This window comes from Methylibium sp. (genome assembly GCF_013817345.1).
GTDB lineage: Bacteria > Pseudomonadota > Gammaproteobacteria > Burkholderiales > Burkholderiaceae_C > Methylibium.
Genome location: NZ_JACDCW010000006.1, coordinates 1 through 19107, shown reverse-complemented (window position 1 = coordinate 19107; position 19107 = coordinate 1). Strand labels below are relative to the sequence as shown.

Genomic DNA, 19107 nt, shown 5'->3' with positions numbered 1-19107 from the left:
CAGCCCAAGATGCTGGTCGACGAGAAGGCCACCAGCGCTTGCGCGTTCCTGCTGGCCGCCCTGCGCTACTACAAGGTGCTCGGCGTGCACATCGAGCGCGTCATGACCGACAACGGCTCGGCCTACAAGTCCAGGCGCTTCGCCAAGCTGCTGCGTCGCCTGGGCATCAAGCACATCCGCACTCGACCGTACACGCCGCGCACCAACGGCAAGGCCGAGCGCTTCATCCAGACGCTGCTGCGCGAGTGGGCCTATGCCTTCGTCTACCCAAGCTCAAGACACCGAACCAATGAGCTGCAGCCCTGGATGCATCACTACAACTTCCATCGCCCGCACTCGGCCGTCTCAACCAAGCCCCCCGCTACTCGCCTCGGCTTCGATGGGAACAACGTCCTGAGAAACTACACCTAGATCGCTCTCGCAGTTCGATGTCGACCAATCCTTTCGACTGGGCCGCGAGGACATTGAAGCCGTCCTAGTGCAGTGCGCCACTCTGTTCTGTACTTATCCTGCGAGGGCGACGAGTGCAGCCTTTGCCCGCGTGACCTTCGCCAGGATGTCGGACGCGCGGGCGGTCCAGATGAACGGCTTGGGATCGATGTTGTGATGAGCGACGTACAGATCGATGGCCAGTTCCAGTTCTGCCACGCTGGTGAAGCTGTCGCGCCGGATGCGCTTGTCGGCGATGTCGCGCAAGAAGCGCTCGACCATGTTCAGCCACGATGCGCTGGTCGGTGTGAAGTGCATGACGAAGCGCGGGTGCCGGGCCAGCCACGTCTGCACGTCGGGATGACTGTGCGTGGCGTAGTTGTCCGCGATCAGATGCAGGCTCAAGTGCTTGGGCGTGCGGCGGTCGATGAGCCGCAGGAACTTGAGCCACTCGCCGTGGCGGTGCCGCGGCTGGCACATCGAGATCACGCTGCCGTCGAGCGTGTTGAGCGCTGCAAACAGCGTGGTCGTGCCATGGCGCTTGTAGTCGTGGGTGACGGCGCCGGCACGCCCGCGCTTCATCGGCAGGCCCGGCTGCGTGCGGCTGAGCGCCTGGATCCGACTCTTCTCGTCGCAGCTGAGCACCAGGGCGTGCTCGAGCGAGTTCATGTACAGGCCCACCACGTCCAGCAACTTGTCCTCGAAGCGTGGGTCGCGCGAGAGCTTGAACGCCCGGCTCAGGTGCGGCTTCAGGCCGTTGCTGCGCCAAACGCGGCGGATGGTCGTGGCACCCACGCCCGGGCGTTCAGCTCGTGCCCGCAGAGATTGGCAAGGCGACGTCATCGCGTGCAGCATTGGTTCGTCAGGCGTTAATCGACGACGACACACGCGTAAACGGCGCTGCTCAATGCGTTCGCGGACCTCGACATCAAGGGTGATGAGACGCAACGGCCGCTCAGGCAGATTCTTGCGCTGCGCGACCTGCAGGCAAGCGGCGCGAAGGAGTTGCCGAAGGACTTCGACCTCAACATAGCCGACCCGGTCTGGCACGAACTTCTCAGCGTCCCCGACCGAAAGAAGGCGCTGGCCGCCTTTCGAGCCGCGACGCTGACCTCGGCCCGGAGAGGCCTCAAGGGCGGACGACTTTGGATCGATCACAGCTGGGAGCACCGCAGCCGCGAGGATCTGCTGATCCCGCCTGAGGAATGGAAGAAGGTGCGCAGTCACCTGATCAGCGCCTTGAGCCTCACGTCGGATCCGAAGCTGTTCCTAGAGCGAATTCACGCGAATCTCACCGCCGGGCTTGCCGCAGCGCTCACCAACGGCAAGCTCGAGATCGACAGCGCGGGCCACGTGCGCCTGCCGGCATTGCAGGCGATCGAGATCGAGCCCGAGGCGATCCGCAGCCGCGACGCCATCTTCGCTGTCATCGGCGAAGTGCAGTTCAGCGACATGCTGGTCGACCTGGACGTGCAGATCGCTTTCAGCGAGGTGCTGCTTGGCAACCGGGCCAAGTCATCGCAGGAACTCATCGCCTGTTACGGCGCCTTGCTGGCACACGGGACCGAAAACGACGCGAAGGGCGTGACCGCAATAATCCCGGGATTGCAGGTCTCACACGTATCGGCCGCCATGCGCGCCCTCAAAGGTCACGGCCGGCTGCGGCGTGCGAACGAACAAGTGGTCGAGTTCCAGCGCCAGCACCCGATCACCGAGCTGTGGGGTAAGGGAAGCAAGGGGTCCGCGGACATTATGTCGCTTGACGCTTCCCGACACCTGTTCAACGCGCGCATTGACCCACGCCGGCGCACGTTTGCGGCCGGAATCTACACGCACGTGCTTGACGCCTACGGCGTCTTCTACGACCAGCCGATCGTGCTCAACGAGCGCCAGGCTGGCGCGGCCGTCCAAGGCGTCGAGCACTACAACGACGCCCGGGACGACAACGCGATCAGGCTGTAGCTGCTCGCCGTAGATACCCACGGCTATACGAATGCGGGCATGGCGGTCGCCAAGCTGCTGGGCTTCGATCTATGCGTGCGACTGCAGAACCTCGCGGAGCGCAAGCTTTACCTGCCCCGCTCGCTCGCGATTCCCGAAAGCCTCGAGCGCATCGGCGCGGCCAGGGTCTCAGAAGCAGCGATCACCGGCGGCTGGGACGAACTGCTGCGCCTGGTCGCCTCGATCCGCCGCGGCCGCCTGACAGCCAGGGACGCCCTCGACAAGCTCGGCAGCGCTGCCGCCGGCAATCCCATGCACCGGGCTGCCGACGAACTCGGCAAGCTGCTGCGGACGCTCTTTCTCTGCGACTACTTCACCAACGAAGAATTCCGTCGCGAGATCCACACCTTGCTGAACCGGGGCGAGTCGGTACACCAGCTGCAGCGCGCGATTTACTACGGCCGCATCTCGCCCGAGCGCGGCCGGCGCCGTGACGAGATGAAGGCAATTTCCGGCTCTCACGCTTTGCTCACGAATATCGTGATCGCCTGGAACACGATGAAGATGCAGCCAGGCCCTGGTAGGTGATGTTCCCCTTGATGACGTTGCCGTCGAGCTCGACCTTGCCAGTGCAGCTCGCCGTGCTGTTGTTCGGCGGCACCTCGTTGCGGCCAGAGAGCGGCACGCTCATCGAGTTGCCCGTCATCGCTTTCGTCATGGCGCAGCCGGCGAAGACCAGCGCACTGGCCGCGGCCAGGGATCCAAGAGCGATCCGGCGAGCGATCATCGTGTACTCCTTCAGTGGATGACGGCGAGGCGACCGGGACGGCCGCTGCACGCGAGCGCCGATCAGCCGCCGATTGCGCTGCCCTCAGGGGAGCGCGTCGAGAAGCTCGTTCTTGCAGTAGCCTTTCATTACGTGCGGGCCGCGAATGGCGAGTTCGCCGATGCTGCCGTCGGCGGCACTCTACCGCCTGCCGCCAGAACTGCGCCGCCGAGAATTTCGCGCCATCGCCAGGCTGCCGCCGTGCGCGAGCGGCGCCAGCGAAGTCGGCGACGCCGGCCTCCTGCATCGTCGGCACTTCGGCGAAGGCGGCGCTGCGCTTGGTGGCAATAGTCAGGCGTGCGCTTCGGCCCGAGCCAGAGTCGCCGCCTCGACCGTCGCCATGTCCAGCACCGGCCGGTAACCCGCCGGCAGGTGAATCGCACCTTGCGAGACGCGCATCGGCGTCGCGAAGATCGGCCGCGTCATCTTCAGCCAGCCGTTCATCTCGCCGGCGTTGTTGATGTGCCGCGCGGCGATGCAGGTTTCCATCCAGCAGCCGACGTCGCTGGCGACGCCGTTTCCGAGCACCGGCTGCATGCCGTGCGACCGGATGCGCTCGATGGCCGCCGCCAGGCGCTCGAGCGTGCCGAACTTCATCAGCTTGACCTTGACGAAGCGGGCCGCCTCGAGGCGCGCCGTCTCGTCGATGTCGGCTTCGTCGTAGATCGATTCGTCGAGCATCAACGGCAGCGGGCAGTCACGGGCGACGATCATGTGCGCCGCCCAGTCGCCTGCCGAGCACGGTTGTTCGAAGAGTTCGATGCCGGCGACCGGCACCGCGTTGGCGAAGGCGATCGCCTCGGACGGCGAGTAGCTCTGGTTCGCGTCGACGCGGAGCATCGCCCGGCCGGCGACATGCGCCAGCGCCGCGCCGATCCGCTCGGCATCGGCCGCCGGGGTCGCCGAGCCGACCTTGATCTTCAGCGTCGTGTAGCCCTCGCCGCAGAGGCGGTCGATCTGCGCCTGCATGCGCCCGGGCTCGCTGTCGTTGATCGTGCCGAGCACCGGCACCGCGGTATCGCGATCGATGCGCAGCAGCTCGGCGCCTTCGAGCATCTCGATCGCGCTGGCGAACGCGGTGGCGACGAACGGAGCGGTCGCCGTCATCGCCAGCGCTTCGGCCTTCGCCGCGGCGAGCGGCACGCCGACGAGCCGGCGGGCCGTCCGCTCGGCAAGCGGCCAGCTGGCTTCGATCGTCTCGTCGGTATAGCCGGTGAGAACGGTGGCGTCGCCGTAGCCCTCGCGCCCATCGCCGTCGCGCAGGACGGCGAGGATGGTGTCGAGGCCCTCGACATCGCCGAAGGCAAGGTGGTACGGCGTCGTGAGCGGCAGGCGCAGGCGACGAACCTCGATACGGGTCAACATGTCGGCATCTCCAGCAGCAGCTTGCCGCGGGTGCGGCCGGCTTCGAGGTAGCGCATCGCCTCGGCGGTCTCGGTGAGCGCGAAGCTGCGGTCGACGGAGACCTTCAGGCGGCCGGCCAGGGTGTGGGCGAACAGTTCGGCGGCCCGAGAACGAAGCTCGTCCGGGGTGGCGATGTAGTCGGCCAGGTGCGGCCGGGTGAAGTACACCGAGCCGGCCTCGCCGAGCTCGAGCGGCACGATCTGTTCGACGAGGCCGGAGGCGCCGCCGTAGTTGATGCACAGGCCGCGGCGGCGCAGCGACCTGATGCTGCGATCGATGGTGTCGCGGCCGATCGAGTCGTAGACGACGTCGACGCCGGCGCCGCCGGTCAGGCGCAGCACTTCGGCGCGAAAGTCCTGCTCGCGATAGAGCACCGTGTGGTCGGCACCGAGCGAGCGCGCAAGCTGCGCCTTCGCGGCCGAGCCGACGGTGCCGATCACCGTCGCGCCGCGCAGCTTGGCCAGCTGCACGAGGAGGCCGCCGACACCGCCGGCGGCGGCGTGCACCAGACAGGTCTGGCCGGACCGCAACTCGAACGCGGCGTGCGACAGGTAGTGCGCGGTCAGCCCCTGGAGCATCAGCGCGCAGGCGTGGCGAAGATCAACGGCGTCGGGCACGCGCACCAACCTGGCCGCAGGGACGACGGCGTACTCGGCAAAGCTGCCGCGAACGACGCACCAGGCGACGCGGTCGCCTGGCTGCAGAAGATCGACATCGGCGACGCCCTCGCCGACCCGCTCGACGACACCGGCGCCCTCCATGCCGAGGGTCATCGGCAGCGCATTGCGGTAAGTCTCCGACTTCGCGTAGCGGCCGAGCCGGATGTGCACGTCGATGAAGTTGAGGCCGGCGACCTCGAGGCGCACCAGCGCCTCGCCCGCGCCCGGCTGCGGCACATCGACCGCTTCGACCCGGCAGACGGTCGCGTCACCGTACTCGTGGATGCGGACGGCCAGCATGCCCTAGATCCTCGTGGTGGTGAACGCGGGCGGCCGCGCACGGTGGTGCGGCGTCGCACCTTCGTACGCCGCGGCGATCCGCAATAACAAGGCCTCCTGCATCTCGTCGCCGACGATCTGCATGCCGATCGGCAACCCCCCGGCACCGAAGCCGCACGGTACCGAGATGGACGGCACACCCACCCAGCTGAACGGCAATGCGAATTGGCGTCCCCGGTCGTAGGTATCGCCGCTGGCGGAAAGCACGGGGGCGACCGTCGGCATGGTCGGCGTGATCAGCGCGTCGACCTGTTTGAAGACCTCGCGAAAATCTCGCTTCTTCTGCGCGCGCTCCCTGAGAGACCTCTCGTAGAACTCGCGCGAGACCGTCTCGCCGCGGGCGATGTTGCCGCGCACGATCGGCCCGAACAGGTTCTTGTCGGCGGTGGCCCGGTACTCGACTCCGAGGATCTGATTGAACTCGTACAAGAGGATGTTAAAAAGCGAGGAGTACTCGAGCGGTCCCGCCAGCATCGGTATGCGCACCTGGAGGACGGTGGCCCCGAGTCGCTCGAGCACCTGAGCGGCCGCCTGGACGGCATGGACGACGTCCGGATCGACGTCGCGGTACGTGTAGTTGTCGATGATGCCGATCTTCAGACCCCGGATGCCGGCAGCCAGGCGGCTCGAAAAGTCCTCCGCCGGTGCCCTGACCGAATCCTTGTAGGTCGGGTCGTAGCCGACCATCGCCTGCAGCAAGGCCGCCACGTCGGCCACCGAACGCGCGAGCGGGCCGGCGCAGTCGAGGCTGTACGCACGCGGATAGACCCCGCTCAGGCTCACCCGGCCGAAGGTCGGCCGGATTCCGGTGATCCCGTTCCAGCTTGCCGGCACTCGGATCGAGCCGCCGGTATCGGATCCCGTGCCACCCAGACACAGGCCCGCGGCGATGGCGGCGCCCGTGCCGCTGGACGAGCCGCCCGCTGAGCGGGCGAGGTCCCAGGGGTTGTGCACATCGCCGAAGAACGCATTCGTTCCGGAGGTGCCGGCGGCGAACTCGTTCATATTGGTCTTGCCCAGCGAAACGACCCCCGCTTCTGCCATCCGTGCCACGACTGTGGCATCGTTGCGTGGCGTGCGCCCCTTGAAGAACTCGGACCCGACCGTCGTGGCGACACCCGCGGTATCGAAAAGGTCCTTGTGGACGATGGGAATGCCGTGCAGGCGGCCGCGATCCTTGCCGGCCCGCAACTCCTGGTCGAGACGGCGCGCCTGCGCCACGGCCTGGTCGGCGGTGACCGTGATGAACGCGTTGAGCTTGGGCTGCGACTCCGCGATCGCCCGCAGGTAGGCCTTCGTCAGTTCCTCCGAGGTAAATGCGCCGGCACGCAGCGCCTTGCCTGCTTCCGCGATCGAGCCGGGAAGGGCGCCCCGCGGCGCGCTTGCCATCGGGCCCGGGCTTGCCTGACCGGCGATGGCGCAGCCGGACACTTGCGATCCCATCGATGCGGCTCCGGCACCAGCCAGACCCGCCAGGAGCAGGCGCCGGTGCTGTGAAGGCAGAGGTGGAAGGTCCTCGCTCGCACGGTTCGATTGGGCTTGCGCGTCGTTCATCGTCGCTCCTGATGAGGGGTGGAAAATGCCGTGCCGCGGGCGGGCATGCGGCGGAGCATTCCGCAGACGCCCGCGCCTTCTCAAGCGCGCCCGGCGAGGCCGCGGAACCAGTCCTCGGGCATCAGCTGGGCGAGCGGCTCGCTGTGCTCGTAGACGCTCTGCACGGCGAGCTCGTGGTCGAAGGCACAGCCGGTCTGCTCGGCGCGGCGGCGCAGACCCGCCTCGTGCACTTCCATCACATCGCGCGGCAGCGGCACGGCGGCGGCGTCGAGCACGCGCAGGTAACCGTCGGCATCGCGCGCCGGCATGATGCGGCTCTTGACGTGCCGGTTCGGCGACCAGGGCACGTCGAGCACGCCGGCCTCGAAGGCGCGGACGCTGCCGAGCGCCGCATCGCCGTCGCCCATCTCTAGCGTGCGATCGACGATGGCCCGCACCTCGGCACGGATGAGGTCTTTCTCGCGCTCGTACTCGGGCATGCCGTCGAGGCGCATGCCGCGGGCCAGGTAGATGCCCATGCGCGTCGTCCGCAGACCCTCGGCATTGGCCTGCGGCGTCGGGATGCCGTGCGCCTCCTGGACGCTCTTGGTCGTCACGTTGACGGCGCCGCCGACCGCCGCGATGTAGCCGCCTAGCGCCACCATCGCTGCCGCCTGCGCTTCGTCGTACGGCCAGGCGCCCATCCAGTGCAGCGAGCTCACCGGCGTGAAGACCCCCGTGTAGCCCTTCTTGCCGAGGTATTCCTGGGCCAGCTCCTCGCAGCAGGCGATGGCCGCCGCGTCCTGGATCACGTGCAGGGTCTGGCCCAGCTCGAGACCGTAGTGGCGAACGCCCTGCGCCGCCGCGAGCAGGCAGTCGAGCACGCAGATCGAGATGGCGATGCACGGCGGCACGTTGGTGCCGGTCAGGAAGCCCGGCTGGCGCCGGTGCAGCTCGACGCCGCGCGTCTGGTACTCGGCGACGAGTCGGTCGAGATACTGGTAATTGCGAATGCCGTCGGCGACCGACAGGTCCTTGATGTACGACACGGTGTAGGCGATTCCCGATCCGAGGTAGCCGGTGTAGCCCGCCGCGTAGCCGATCTCGCCGGTCAGCTTGGGCATCGTCGTGCCGGTCAGCATGATCGCCGGCTTGTCGATGGACTCGACAAGCAGGCGCGCCGCCTCGTGCCCGTAGTTGACGATCGGAAAGCCGTTCAGCAGCGACCGCCCTTCGCGCTCGGACTCCTCCATGCCCTTTTGCGCCAGCTCGAACATTTCATTGCGCGTGTAGCTGTCGGTGGTCGTCGGCACGATGTCGGCCATGCCGTCCTTGTCGAGTGCCACCATCAGCTCGCGCTGCATGGCGATCGTCCCGAAGCCGCCCCGCGGCTGCGTCAGGCAGCGCCGTTCGGCGTGGGCGGCGCGGGTCACCGCAGCGAGGTTCTTGTGCAGCGGCAGCCGCGACAGGTACGTGACCGCCTCGTCGAGGTCGACCCGCTTGCCGGTCGGCCAGCGGGCCAGGTTGTCGCGACGCATCGAGGCGAACGTGTCGGCATCGATCGCCGCCTCGGAGATGGGGCGTTGCAGCCGCTCAGATGCTTGCGTGGTGGACATGGTGGGCGTTCTCCGTCAGGACGAGGCCGTTGCGGGCGAGTTCGAAGGCCACCCGGCGATCGGCCCGGGCGAGCAGGCCGCTGGCAAACAGAGCGTAGTCGCGATCGACGTACAGCTGCGCGGCGACCGGGCCGAGCGAGTGGGGATCGCCGCGATCGGCGAGCGCGGCGTCGAGCAGCCCGCCCGGCTGCGCGGCGTGGACGATGACGCCGCCGGTGCCGATCAGCGTCGCAACGCGGGCGAGGTCCTTGCCGCGCTGCACCTGTACCGGCCCGTGCGCCGTGTGCACGGTCTCGATGGTGCCGGCGTGCCGGCGCATCGCCAGGCGAATCGCGGTGCGGGCCAGGCTGCGGTCGAGCGCGTGCTCCTCGGCGTTGGCCGGAAGGCGCTCGACGTCGGCGGCGATCGCCGCCAGCAGCTCGTGCAGCCGGGTGGTGGCGATGCCGGCCCCGGCGGCAATCGCCTCGGCACCGCAGCTCTCGACGATCGACGCGGCGTTGTGACGCATGCCGAGGTCGCCCTCGACCGTGCGTTTGGCGTGCGGCTCGGGCAGGCCGAGGCGGACGACGCCGGCGGCCGGCTCGCCCTCGCCCACCGAATGCACGTCGGTCGTCGCGCCGCCCGGGTCGACGACGACGAGCGGCCCGAGCCCGTCGTTGCCGTTCGGCCCGCCGGCCAGCAGCTCGGCGCCCTCGAGCACCGCCGCGGGGGTCGGCAGCACGACGTCGTCGAGCAGGCCACGGGCACGGTCGATGCCCTTGGCGTGGACGATGCGGCTCATAAAGACGTCGCGGATCGCGGCCCGCGCCGGCTCGATGGCCAGCACGTTGAATTCCGGCATGACGTTGGCACAGAGGCGCGCATCGGGCAGCAGCTCGGCGATCTCGTCGCCGGCGTCGCGATTGCCGGCCACGACGACCGGGCAGGCCAGGCCGCTCGCCGCGAGCGCGCGCGCGTTGTGGACGATGATCTCGCGGTTGCCGCCGTCGGTGCCGCCGCAGAGCAGCACGATGTCGGGCTGCAGTCGCTCGATCTGGCGCAGGTCGGCGCGGGTCAGCCGGTAGGCGAAGCTCGCGACCAGCCGGGCGCCGGCGCCGAGCGCCGCCTGCCGCGCGGCCTCGGCTGTGAGCTCGCGAACGAGTCCCATCGTCACCATCTTCAAGCCCCCGGCAGCGCTCGACGAGCCGAGGCGCAGGCGGTAGCGCGGCGTGTGGCCCAGCGTCGCATGCAGCCGGGCGAGCGCCTGTTCCAGGCCGACGGTCACGTCGCTGGCCACCGTCGAAGGGCCCTGGGCGCTGGCGACGACGCGCGCTTCGTCGAGGTCGACCGCCCGCACCTTGGTCCAGGTGCTGCCGAAATCGACGAGCAACGCGAAATTCATCGTGTCTGGGTGCCCTGCCTCGATGCCCAGGGCGTGGCCAGCGCCGCATCGAGATGCTCGCCGGCGTCGCGCGCCGCGAAGTCGGCGGCCAGCGTGTGGAGTACGTCCTCGACCCGCGTCCCCGGCGGGAAAGCGCGGTCGAAGCCCATCGCCAGGAAGCGCTTCTCGACGTCGGCCCACGGCTGCTTGCCGACCACCAGGTTGCCGCCGAGGTAGATCAGGATCTCGTCGAGACCGGCCTCGACGCAGAGGTCGCGAAAGCCCCGGCAGTCGATCTCGCCCTGGCCGTACAACGACGAGACCATGATCGCATCGGCGGCGGTCTCGATCGCCGCCTTGACGAAGTCGGCCGCCGGTGTCAGCGCCCCGAGCGCGACGACGTTGTAGCCGGCCTTCTCGAACGCCATCGACAGGATGCGGTTGCCGACGATGTGGGTGTCGGCGCCGATCACACCGGTCACCAGGGTCTTGCCGCGCATGAAAGTGCCTGTCCGTTGCTGGGTCGAGGCCCATTCTGTCGGTGCAGCCCGGCTTTCCCAAGCCATCGGCGGTCCAGGCGACCTGCTTCAAAATCAAGCACTTAGCGTCAGCGCCGACGATCTGCGCCGCGGATTCATATAAATGACTTTATAATTCCGTGCATCACTTCGAGAGCCACCGATGGCCGCCCGCCCGCCCCTGTACCGCCACGTCAAGCAACAGATCACCGACGCCCTGCGATCGGGCAAGTGGAAGCACGGGCAGAAGATCGCCAGCGAACCCCAGCTCGCCGAGCGCTTCGGCGTCAGCATCGGCACGGTCCGCAAGGCCGTCGGCGAGCTGGAGGCCGAGAACATCCTGGTGCGGGAACAGGGGCGGGGCACCTTCGTCGTCAGCCATACCCGCGACTACATGCTCAACGTGTTCTTCCGCGTCGTCGACAGCGACGGTCACAAGGAGCTGCCGACGATGAGCCTGCTGTCGATGAAGCGCGGCCGCGCCGACGGCACCACCGCGGCGCTCCTGCACATCGCCCCGCGCGCGCCGGTCATCGACATCGAGGCGCTGCTCTCGCTGAAGGGCCGGCCGACCATCCTCGACCGGATCCGCTTGCCCGTATCGCTCTTCGCCGAGCTCGGCGAGCACCTCTTCAAGCGGCGGGACGGCACGCTCTACGGCCTCTTCCAGGAACGTTTCGGCATCACCATCGTGCGCGTCGAGGAGAACATCACGGCAGTGATCGCCGGCGAGCGTGACAGCCGGCTGCTCGGCGTCGCGAACGGCTCGCCGCTGCTGCGCATCCGGCGCGTCGGCTACACCTACAAGAACGTGCCGGTTGACGCCCGCGTCCGCCTGGTCGACTCGTCGAAGCACGGCTACCTGAGCGTGCTCGGCAGCGGGTCGTGACCCCCCGTCGCGCCGCCCGCCCGCCGGGCCGACGCTAGACTCGCAACGCTGCCCGCCCCATGTGCATGAGTCGATCACCGACGGCGATCTGCCGTATCCGCCACCGCCCTTCATGATGATCGAGACGCTCATTCTCACCGTCGGTGCGTTCTGCGCAGCGGTCGTCTCCGGCGCGACCGGTTTCGGTTTTGCCCTGGTGAGCACGGCGCTGTGGAACCAGGCGCTCGATCCGCGGCTGGTCGCCGTCCTCGTCGTCGCCTTCACGCTCGCCCTCAACATCGCCTACCTGCCGCTGTTCTGGCGCGACATCGACCTGCAGCGGCTGGCCCCGTTTGCTGCCGGAAGCCTGCTCGGCGTGCCTCTCGGCGCCTATGCGCTGTCGCGTCTTCCGGCGCCCGCGCTGCGGCTGGCGGTCGGCGTGCTTCTGCTCGTCTACGGCGGCTACCTGCTGAGCCGCTCGCGCACACCGCGCTTGGAGTTGTCGGCGAGGGTCGCGCGCATGGCTGACGCCGGCATCGGCTTCGCCGGCGGCTTCTTCGGCGGGCTGGGCGGCCTGTCGGGCTTCCTGCCGGCGCTGTGGTGCACGCTTCGCGGCTGGGAGAAGGTGACCGGCCGGGCGCTCGTGCAGGCCTACATCCTATTCACCAACGTGCTGAGCCTGCTGTGGATCGGCGGCTTCGTCGGCGTCGATGCCGAGGCCCAGGGCCACCTGCTGCTCGGCCTGCCGTTCGTGCTCGTCGGCGGCTGGCTCGGCTTGCGGCTCTTCGCGCGCTTCGACACGACGACGTTCAACCGCGTCGTGCTCTGGGTGATCACCGCCTGTGGCGCCGTCCTGGTGCTGCGCCACTGAACCCGGCGGGGCCGGGCGTCATTGAAACGCCGGCATGATCTCCTTCGCGAAGTACTGCATGCCCTCGAGCGGCGGAATCGGCTGGATGATCAGGTGCTCGACGCCGAGCGATTCGTATTTCCGGATCCGGTCGATGCACTGCGCCGCCGTTCCCCAGAGGTTTTCGTTCAGGACGTCCTGCGGCGTTGGCGGCTTCGCGAAGCGATGCTCGCGCTCCTTCGCATACAGCACGCTCCAGCGATCGACATCCGGCTGCGCCAGGCCGGCCAGGCAGACGGTGGAGACGGCCATCGGCAGCCGCCTGCCGCCGCGCCGCCGGGTCATGTCGTCGACCCACTCGGCAATGACCTCGGGCGGCTGCGAATAGGTCAGCCAGACGTCGGCCAGATCGGCGGCCAGGCGCCGGGTTGCTTCCGAGTCGCCCGGCACCCAGATGGGAATGTGCGGCTTCTGCACCGGCTTGGGCTCGAGATAGGCGTCGCGCAGGGTGTGGAACGGGCCCTGGTAGTTGACCTCGTCCTGGGTCCACAGTGCCTTGGCGATCTCGAGCGATTCGCGAAGCCGGGCGACGCGCTGGTCGTGCTCGTCGAACGGCAGGTCGTAGGAGGACGTTTCGTGCTTGAACCAGGCCGAGCCGAGAGAATAGATGACCCGCCCACCCGAGATGACGTCGAGCGTCGCCGCCATCTTCGCCATGACCGCCGGGTTGCGCAGCGAGTTGTTGAACGTGTGCCCGGCCAGCTTGACCTTGCTGGTGAGCACGGCCAGAGCCGACAGAACGGTCCAGCACTCCAGCATCGGCGTTCGCTTCTGCATGTGCGCGTTGATGACGTGATCCGGCAACCAGACGCTGTCGAATCCGAGTTCTTCGGCCTTGAGCGCCATCAGCTTCGCATAGTCGAAGCCCGCTCCCGGCGCGCCCATTTCCCCCTGTACCGCTAACCTTACTCCGAACTTCATCAGTGATCTCCCGACGGGTCATGAATGCGAGCGGTTGGTCGCCCGCGGCGATGGCCGAAACCGCTCATGCGAAGACGCTGCGGCGTTGCAATGAACGACCGCTTCGGCGTCAAACTCATGTAGTTGACTTCGCGCCAGAAGCACGAAGACTACCTCACGATCCGGATCGCTACAAGCCGAAGGTTCGGCCGATCGCCGCAGCCGCCTCGCGCAATCGCGGTGCGTGGGCGAGGAGCTCCTCGAGCGTCATCCGGCCCTCGGGCGCCTGAATGGCCACCGCGGCACAGGCGCGCTGGCGATCGATCATCACCGGCACCGAAACACCGAACAGGCCGCGCAGATGCTCGGCGCGGTTGATGCCGACGCGGCGCTTGCGCGTCTCGCGCAACTCCTGTTCGAGGGCTTCGCGATCGATGATCGTGCTCTCGGTGAAGCCGCGCAACACCAGCTGACGCAGCAGGCGCTCGCGCTGCGGCTTCGGCAGGAGACTGGCGAGCAGCTTGCCGCTCGAGGTGGCGTGCAGCGGCACGTGCGATCCCGGGGCGAGCATCATGCGCAGCGGCGATGACGTCTCGACGCGATCGAGATAGACGATGTCGGTGCCGGCCAGCGCAGTGCGATTGCAGGTCTCACCGGTGCTCTCGACCAGGGCGCGCAGGATCGCGTGCCGTTCGTTGCGCCCCGGGCCGTTCATGAGCGTGCCGATGGCGAAACGTTCGACCCGGCTGCCCAGCTGCAAGCGTCGCGTGCTCGGCTCGCGCACCAGCAGACCGGCCAGCGCCTGGTGCTCGACCAATCGATGCACGGTCTGCTTGGGCAGTTCGACGCGCTCGACGAGATCAGCGAGCGAGCAGCCGTTTTCGCTCTGCGCAACCACGTCGAGCCCCCGGAAAGCGCGAACCGCGGCGGAATTGCTACGGTTGCTTTCCCATGGTTTATACGGATGAGCTGCAAAGGATTCCGTGTAAAACGGGACTGTACAACATCGTTGCCCCGAAATATCGTGTTGTACCGGCCACCTCGACGAAGCCGGTTGACACCGTGCACCCCACCTTTTGGAGACATCGATGAGCCACTTTCCCCACGCTAACCGGACGCCGACCCGCCGCACGATCCTGAGATCCGGCGCCGCGCTGGCCGTCACGCCGCTGCTCGCGCATCTGGCCGCCGCCCAGGACAAATACCCTTCTCGCCCGGTGGATTTCATCGTGCCCTTCGGCCCGGGCGGCGGAGCCGACCTGGTGGCGCGGCAGCTCGGCAAGTTGCTCGAAGCCGAGTTGAACGTCTCGTTCCCGGTCCTAAACGTTCCTGGTGCAACCGGCAACACCGGCATCAGCAAATTGCTGTCAGCGCCGCCCGATGGCCACACGATAGCCGTCTTCATCGGCGACACGATGGGCACGCTGGTCAGCGGCTCGGCGCGCTGGAAGCTGGCCGACGTCGTGCCGCTCGGCATCTTGATCCGCCAGCCAACGGGTCTCTTCGTCAAGGCCGATGCCAAGTGGAAGAATTTCGCCGAGCTGCTGGCCGATGCCAAGACCAACGAGCTCAAGGCCGGCATCACCGGCTTCGGCAGCCCCGACGAGATCCATATCAACCAGATGAACCAGAAGGCCGGCACGAAGTTTCGCGTCGTGCCATTCGCCTCGCCCGGCGAGCGCTATGCCTCGATCCTCGGCGGTCACGCCGACGTGATGGTCGAGCAGGCCGGAGACTTGAAGACCTACCTGCAGGGCAAGCAAATGCGCCCCATCGTCTTCTTCGCCGACGAGCCGCAGGTCGGCTACGAAAGCATCCCCCTGGCCAAGGCGTCCGGCTTTCCGATCGCCATCAACCAGTGGCGCGCGGTCATCATGCAAGCCGGCACCGATCCCAAGCAGGTGGCAACGATGGCCGCCGCCGTCCAGAAGGCGGCGCAGGGCGCGGACTTCAAGAAGTACCTGGCCGACGAGCTGGCGTTTCCGAACAGCTTTGTTCCAGCGGCGCAAGCGGTCGGCTACCTCGAGAACGAGTTCAAGACGATTCAGACCAATCTGGCGAAGAAGTGAAGGGGCGCTGAGCGCTCCTCGCCGGACCCTCGCCGCTTCCCTGACCTTCCGGCCGCCCTCGGGCGGCCGGCCTTGCGAGAACTTCCATGCCATCACGCCTGCGCCACTGCCTGCCCCACTTCGTGATGCTGCTCGTCTCGATCGCGCTCTACGCGGCGGCGATGCAGATCGATACCAGCGCGACCGGCGGCGGCCGGCGGCGGCCGGCGGATCGGGCCTGATTTCTGGCCCAAGGCGGTCATCCTGTTCATGGGCGCGCTGGCCTTGTACGAGGCCGTCAAGCGGGCGATCGCTCGACGCCAACACCCGCCGCGTCATGCACCGCACGCAGATCAAGGGCAGCGTGCAGCCCCGCGCCTACGAGCCCGAGGCGGTGCGGTAGGAGGCGATTGCATGAGAGGTGTCGGCATCGCGCAATTCGGCGGGCCCGAGCAGCTCGAACTGCGCGACGACTGGCCGCTGCCCGAACCGGGCCGGGGCGAAGCGCGGGTGCGCGTGGCGATGGCCGGCGTGAACTACATCGACATCTACATGCGCAGCGGCCAGTACGCCAAGTCGCAGACCTACGCAACGCCGCTGCCGATGCTGCTCGGCATAGAGGGTTCCGGCACCGTCGATGCGCTCGGCGAAGGCGTCACGGACCTGGCAGTGGGCGACCGTGTCGCCTGGTGCGTGACGCGCGGCGCGTATGCCGACTTCGCGGTGGTGCCGGCCTGGAAGCTCGTGCCGGTGCCGGAGGGGATGGATTGGGCGATCGCCACCGCGCTGCAGTTGCAGGGCTCGACCGCGCACTACCTGACCCATTCCCTGTTCGAGCTGCAGCCGGGCCATACGTGTTTGGTGCACGCCGGCGCCGGCGGCGTGGGGCAGTTGCTGATCCAGCTTGCCAAGGCGCGCGGCGCCCGCGTCATCGCCACGGTCGGCAACGAGAGCAAGGCCACTATTGCCATGGCCCGCGGCGCCGACGCGACCATCCTCTACCGCCATACCGACTTTCGCGCTGCGGTGCGCACACTCACCCAGGGCGCCGGCGTCGATGTGGTCTACGACTCGGTGGGCAAGGACACCGTGCACGACAGCATCCGCTGTCTCAAGCGCCGCGGCACCTGCGTGATGTTCGGGGCGAGCTCGGGGCAGGTCGAAGGCATCGCCCCGCTCGAGCTTGCCGAGGCCGGCTCGGTGTTCTTCACCCGCCCTCACCTGGCCGACTACCTGCAGCCGCACGAGGTGCGCCAGCGGGCGGCTGAGCTGTTCGCGCTCTTGGCTGACCGACGGATCGACGTCTCGATCGACCGCAGCTATGCGCTGGCCGACGTGGCCGAGGCGCACCGGCACATCGAGGGGCGCAACACCCGGGGCAAGCTGCTGGTGGACATGTCGGCTCGATGACCTGCGGAGCAACCCCGCGCCCCGCCGTCCGCTTCCCGGGCAGGTTCAACTCGGATCGTCACCCTTGGTCGTCGGCCACCAGCGCTCCAGCCGGGCCGCCGCCCACTCGCGCCCGCCCAAGCCGAAGGCCAGCGCCAGCGCGAGCACCAGGCCCGCGAGCAGGATCAGGTAGGTCTGCACGAGGAAGGCGCCACCGATATCGATCTCGTCGAGCGCGATCATGACGACGAAGGTCAGGATCGCGTACCGGGCGAGGCGGCCCAGCAAGTCGGCGTCGCGCACGCCGATGCCGCGGCAATAGGTGACAACCGCGTTGCCGACGAAGCGCGCGAAGTAGGCGCCGAAGGCGAGCACCAGCAGCGCGACGATGACCCTCGGCACGAACAGCATCACGCGCCCGAGCAGCTCGGTCACGTACTCGAGGCCCAGGCCGTTGAACGCGATGATCAGCGCGGCGAGGATGACCACCCAGTACACCAGGGCGCCGAACAGCCGCGTGGTGTCGAACTCCGAGCCGCTGAGCTGCAGGAAGCCGTCCATGCCCGAGCGCTTGGTGACGATGTGGAAATTCATCGCGCGCAGGCCCTTCTCGATCGCGAAGCGCGCCGCCTTCGCGACCAGGAAGCCCGCCAGCAGGATCAGCAGGGCCAGCCCCAGCCGCGGCAGGAAGGCGCCGATCTGGATCAGGAAAGCCCGGGCGGGCTCGAGCATCATGTCAACGTTTTCCATCACTTCTCCTGTGCGCCGGGGCCCATCAGCGCGGCGATGCCCTGCAGCGGTATGCGCACCCAGTCCGGGCGATTGTCGATTTCGTAGCGCAGCTCGTACAGCGCCTTGTCCAGCTCGAACAGGCCGAGCAGCCCCTGCCCCGGCACCAGTTCATCGAAGAGCCCGGAGCCGGCCGCCCGCTCCTCGTAGGCGCGCAGGAAGGCCGCACGCGCCTGCGTTTCCCAATCGTGCGCCAGCGGCAGCAGCGCGGCCCGTTCGTCGTCGTTGTGCGCGATGTCCTTCAGGGCGCCGGCGCCGGCATAGCCGAAGGAACGCAGCATGCCGGCCACGTCGCGCAGCGGCGATTGCTTGGCGCGCCGTTCCTCGAAGCTGCGCCCGGGCTCGCCTTCGAAGTCGATGATGACGACATCGTTCCTGGCGATCAGCACCTGCGCGAGGTGATAGTCGCCGTGACAGCGCGTCTTCAGCGCCCGCTGCGGCGCTGCGGCCGACTGCGCGATGCGCTGCTCGATGCGCGCGCGCATCGCCAGCACCGCTTGCGCGTCCTCGAGTGCAGGACCCTCGAGCCGGTCCAGCCCGGCCTGCAGAGCGTCGAGCGTGCGGCGCGCCTCGCTGCCGAGCTGCGTTACGTAGGCCTGGACATCGGCCGCGCCCAGCGGCTCCGGCTCGAAGGCCGGGTCGCCCGTGCGCATCGCGAAGGCGAGGTGCAGCTCGGCCGTCCGCCGGCCCAGGGTGTGCATCAGCTCGAGGTAGGCGCCGTGCACGTCGGGCGGCATGGGCTCGACGGTATCGCGTGCCTGCTCGAAGTGGCGGATCAGGTAGTCCTGCGTGTAGTCCCAGCCGTCGCCCTGGTTGGGCACGTAGGCCTGGACCATCGCCAGCGTGGTTCTCGCCCCATCGGTCGCACGGTGCTCGACCACCCCGGCCACCGGCACGCAATGCGCGAACTTCGCCACCTCGGTGAGGTAGCGCCCGATCTCGTACTCGGGGTTGACGCCCGTGCGCACCCGCCGGTAGCCCTTGACGAAGAGCCGCTCGCCGAGCAGGACGAGGGTGTTGCTGCTCTGGGCACGGGGCCGCCCGACGGGCAGCGAATGCAGGTCCTCGCCTGCCAGTTCGCGGAAGGCTGCGGTCGGTGTGAAGTGGATTCTGCCGCGCGCCGCGGGCAGCTCCTTGCGCGCACCAATCGCCCGCACCAGCGCGTGGCAGAACTGCTCGTCGGCGAAGGCGTCGCCGATCACGCCCATGTCGGCCTGCTGCCGCACCCGCGCCACCGCTCCGGCCGCCGCGGACAGGCCGCGGGCGCGCTCTTCCTCCTGCTCTTCCCAGGCCATCGCGAGCGGGGCGAAATACGTGGCGGGCTCGCTCGGCCCCTCGACCTCGAGCAGCGCGAGCAGCCAGCCGTTGGCCGCGTCGTCCTCCCACAGCGCGTGCTCCGCGATGCGCGCGCGCTGCAGCGTCGCGCCCTTGGACGCATACCAGCGCTGCGCCTCGATGTAGCGCGGCAGCGTGTCGGTCTCGAACTGCGCACGCGTCTTCACCGCCATGCCGATGCGCCACGGCACGACCTGCTCGCGGAACAGGCTGTTCCAGCCGTCGAACAGCACCAGCACCGGG

Annotated in this window: 16 protein-coding genes and 3 pseudogenes; 8 read left to right on the top strand and 11 right to left on the bottom strand. The window is 68.2% G+C overall.

Features of this window, described 5'->3' with window-relative positions:
• Positions 1-9: 9 nt before the first annotated feature.
• Positions 10-411 (top strand): annotated as a pseudogene (locus tag H0W40_RS02100) (integrase core domain-containing protein); the annotation flags it as partial.
• A gap of 93 nt (positions 412-504) precedes the next feature.
• Here the strand turns inward: H0W40_RS02100 and H0W40_RS02095 are convergent.
• A pseudogene (locus H0W40_RS02095) lies at positions 505-1227 on the bottom strand (IS630 family transposase); the annotation flags it as partial.
• A gap of 654 nt (positions 1228-1881) precedes the next feature.
• Here H0W40_RS02095 and H0W40_RS02090 point away from each other — a divergent pair.
• Both H0W40_RS02090 and H0W40_RS02085 read left to right on the top strand, forming a co-directional pair.
• A pseudogene (locus H0W40_RS02090) lies at positions 1882-2958 on the top strand (Tn3 family transposase).
• Positions 2955-3179: a hypothetical protein gene (locus H0W40_RS02085; RefSeq protein WP_292442667.1), complete on the top strand. Its 225-nt coding sequence runs from the start codon at positions 2955-2957 to the stop codon at positions 3177-3179. The pseudogene H0W40_RS02090 and the gene H0W40_RS02085 overlap by 4 nt, the downstream one beginning before the upstream one ends.
• A 308-nt stretch (positions 3180-3487) precedes the next feature.
• Here the strand turns inward: H0W40_RS02085 and H0W40_RS02080 are convergent, their stop codons facing one another.
• From H0W40_RS02080 to glmS, 6 genes are all read right to left on the bottom strand, one after another.
• On the bottom strand, positions 3488-4561 hold the full coding sequence (locus H0W40_RS02080) for a mandelate racemase/muconate lactonizing enzyme family protein (protein ID WP_292442664.1): 1074 nt from the start codon (positions 4559-4561) through the stop codon (positions 3488-3490).
• Positions 4555-5559, bottom strand: coding sequence for a quinone oxidoreductase (locus H0W40_RS02075; RefSeq protein WP_292442661.1), 1005 nt, complete (start codon positions 5557-5559; stop codon positions 4555-4557). Before H0W40_RS02075 ends, H0W40_RS02080 begins: the two co-directional genes overlap by 7 nt.
• A 3-nt stretch (positions 5560-5562) precedes the next feature.
• Positions 5563-7152, bottom strand: coding sequence for an amidase (locus tag H0W40_RS02070; RefSeq protein ID WP_292442658.1), 1590 nt, complete (start codon positions 7150-7152; stop codon positions 5563-5565).
• Positions 7153-7232: 80 nt separating this feature from the next.
• The gene (locus H0W40_RS02065) at positions 7233-8747 is read right to left on the bottom strand and encodes a methylaspartate mutase subunit E (protein WP_292442654.1); all 1515 of its coding nucleotides are present in this window, start codon (positions 8745-8747) and stop codon (positions 7233-7235) included.
• Positions 8725-10128 carry a methylaspartate mutase accessory protein GlmL gene (glmL, locus tag H0W40_RS02060; protein WP_292442652.1) on the bottom strand — a complete coding sequence of 468 codons (1404 nt, stop codon included), beginning with the start codon at positions 10126-10128 and terminating at the stop codon, positions 8725-8727. Before glmL ends, H0W40_RS02065 begins: the two co-directional genes overlap by 23 nt.
• On the bottom strand, positions 10125-10607 hold the full coding sequence (glmS, locus tag H0W40_RS02055) for a methylaspartate mutase subunit S (RefSeq protein ID WP_292442649.1): 483 nt from the start codon (positions 10605-10607) through the stop codon (positions 10125-10127). The genes glmL and glmS overlap by 4 nt, the downstream gene beginning before the upstream one ends.
• A 181-nt stretch (positions 10608-10788) precedes the next feature.
• On the opposite strand from glmS, the gene H0W40_RS02050 reads away from it, so the two are divergent.
• Positions 10789-11514, top strand: coding sequence for a GntR family transcriptional regulator (locus H0W40_RS02050; RefSeq protein ID WP_292442646.1), 726 nt, complete (start codon positions 10789-10791; stop codon positions 11512-11514).
• Between the two features lie 61 nt (positions 11515-11575).
• Positions 11576-12364, top strand: coding sequence for a sulfite exporter TauE/SafE family protein (locus H0W40_RS02045; RefSeq protein ID WP_292442644.1), 789 nt, complete (start codon positions 11576-11578; stop codon positions 12362-12364).
• An 18-nt stretch (positions 12365-12382) separates the two neighbouring features.
• Here the strand turns inward: H0W40_RS02045 and H0W40_RS02040 are convergent, their stop codons facing one another.
• Entirely contained in the window at positions 12383-13324 is a 942-nt protein-coding gene (locus H0W40_RS02040; protein ID WP_292442641.1) for an LLM class flavin-dependent oxidoreductase, read from the bottom strand.
• A gap of 169 nt (positions 13325-13493) precedes the next feature.
• Entirely contained in the window at positions 13494-14531 is a 1038-nt protein-coding gene (locus tag H0W40_RS02035) for an IclR family transcriptional regulator (protein WP_367153715.1), read from the bottom strand.
• Here H0W40_RS02035 and H0W40_RS02030 point away from each other — a divergent pair.
• The 3 genes from H0W40_RS02030 (at position 14521) to H0W40_RS02020 (ending at position 16761) form a co-directional block, all read left to right on the top strand.
• Positions 14521-15372, top strand: coding sequence for a tripartite tricarboxylate transporter substrate binding protein (locus H0W40_RS02030; protein WP_292442638.1), 852 nt, complete (start codon positions 14521-14523; stop codon positions 15370-15372). The genes H0W40_RS02035 and H0W40_RS02030 overlap by 11 nt on opposite strands.
• An 86-nt stretch (positions 15373-15458) precedes the next feature.
• Positions 15459-15593, top strand: coding sequence for a hypothetical protein (locus H0W40_RS02025; RefSeq protein WP_292442635.1), 135 nt, complete (start codon positions 15459-15461; stop codon positions 15591-15593).
• Positions 15594-15765: 172 nt separating this feature from the next.
• Complete coding sequence (locus H0W40_RS02020; protein ID WP_292442632.1) at positions 15766-16761, top strand: quinone oxidoreductase; 996 nt, start codon at positions 15766-15768, stop codon at positions 16759-16761.
• Between the two features lie 45 nt (positions 16762-16806).
• Here the strand turns inward: H0W40_RS02020 and H0W40_RS02015 are convergent, their stop codons facing one another.
• On the bottom strand, positions 16807-17490 hold the full coding sequence (locus H0W40_RS02015) for a hypothetical protein (protein ID WP_292442628.1): 684 nt from the start codon (positions 17488-17490) through the stop codon (positions 16807-16809).
• Positions 17490-19107, bottom strand: a 1618-nt coding sequence (locus tag H0W40_RS02010) for a putative maltokinase (RefSeq protein WP_292442625.1), incomplete at its 5' end; no start/stop codon positions are given. The genes H0W40_RS02015 and H0W40_RS02010, both read right to left, overlap by 1 nt.

Coding starts and splice junctions, on each gene's coding strand:
- H0W40_RS02065 (WP_292442654.1), bottom strand. CDS start 8,747: ATGTCCACCACGCAAGCATCTGAGCGGCTGCAACGCCCCATCTCCGAG.
- H0W40_RS02035 (WP_367153715.1), bottom strand. CDS start 14,531: ATGAAATCCACCGGGCGAGAAGGGTATTTGTCCTGGGCGGCGGCCAGA.
- H0W40_RS02040 (WP_292442641.1), bottom strand. CDS start 13,324: ATGAAGTTCGGAGTAAGGTTAGCGGTACAGGGGGAAATGGGCGCGCCG.
- H0W40_RS02020 (WP_292442632.1), top strand. CDS start 15,766: ATGAGAGGTGTCGGCATCGCGCAATTCGGCGGGCCCGAGCAGCTCGAA.
- glmL (WP_292442652.1), bottom strand. CDS start 10,128: ATGAATTTCGCGTTGCTCGTCGATTTCGGCAGCACCTGGACCAAGGTG.
- H0W40_RS02025 (WP_292442635.1), top strand. CDS start 15,459: ATGCCATCACGCCTGCGCCACTGCCTGCCCCACTTCGTGATGCTGCTC.
- H0W40_RS02050 (WP_292442646.1), top strand. CDS start 10,789: ATGGCCGCCCGCCCGCCCCTGTACCGCCACGTCAAGCAACAGATCACC.
- H0W40_RS02015 (WP_292442628.1), bottom strand. CDS start 17,490: ATGGAAAACGTTGACATGATGCTCGAGCCCGCCCGGGCTTTCCTGATC.
- H0W40_RS02075 (WP_292442661.1), bottom strand. CDS start 5,559: ATGCTGGCCGTCCGCATCCACGAGTACGGTGACGCGACCGTCTGCCGG.
- H0W40_RS02070 (WP_292442658.1), bottom strand. CDS start 7,152: ATGAACGACGCGCAAGCCCAATCGAACCGTGCGAGCGAGGACCTTCCA.
- H0W40_RS02080 (WP_292442664.1), bottom strand. CDS start 4,561: ATGTTGACCCGTATCGAGGTTCGTCGCCTGCGCCTGCCGCTCACGACG.
- glmS (WP_292442649.1), bottom strand. CDS start 10,607: ATGCGCGGCAAGACCCTGGTGACCGGTGTGATCGGCGCCGACACCCAC.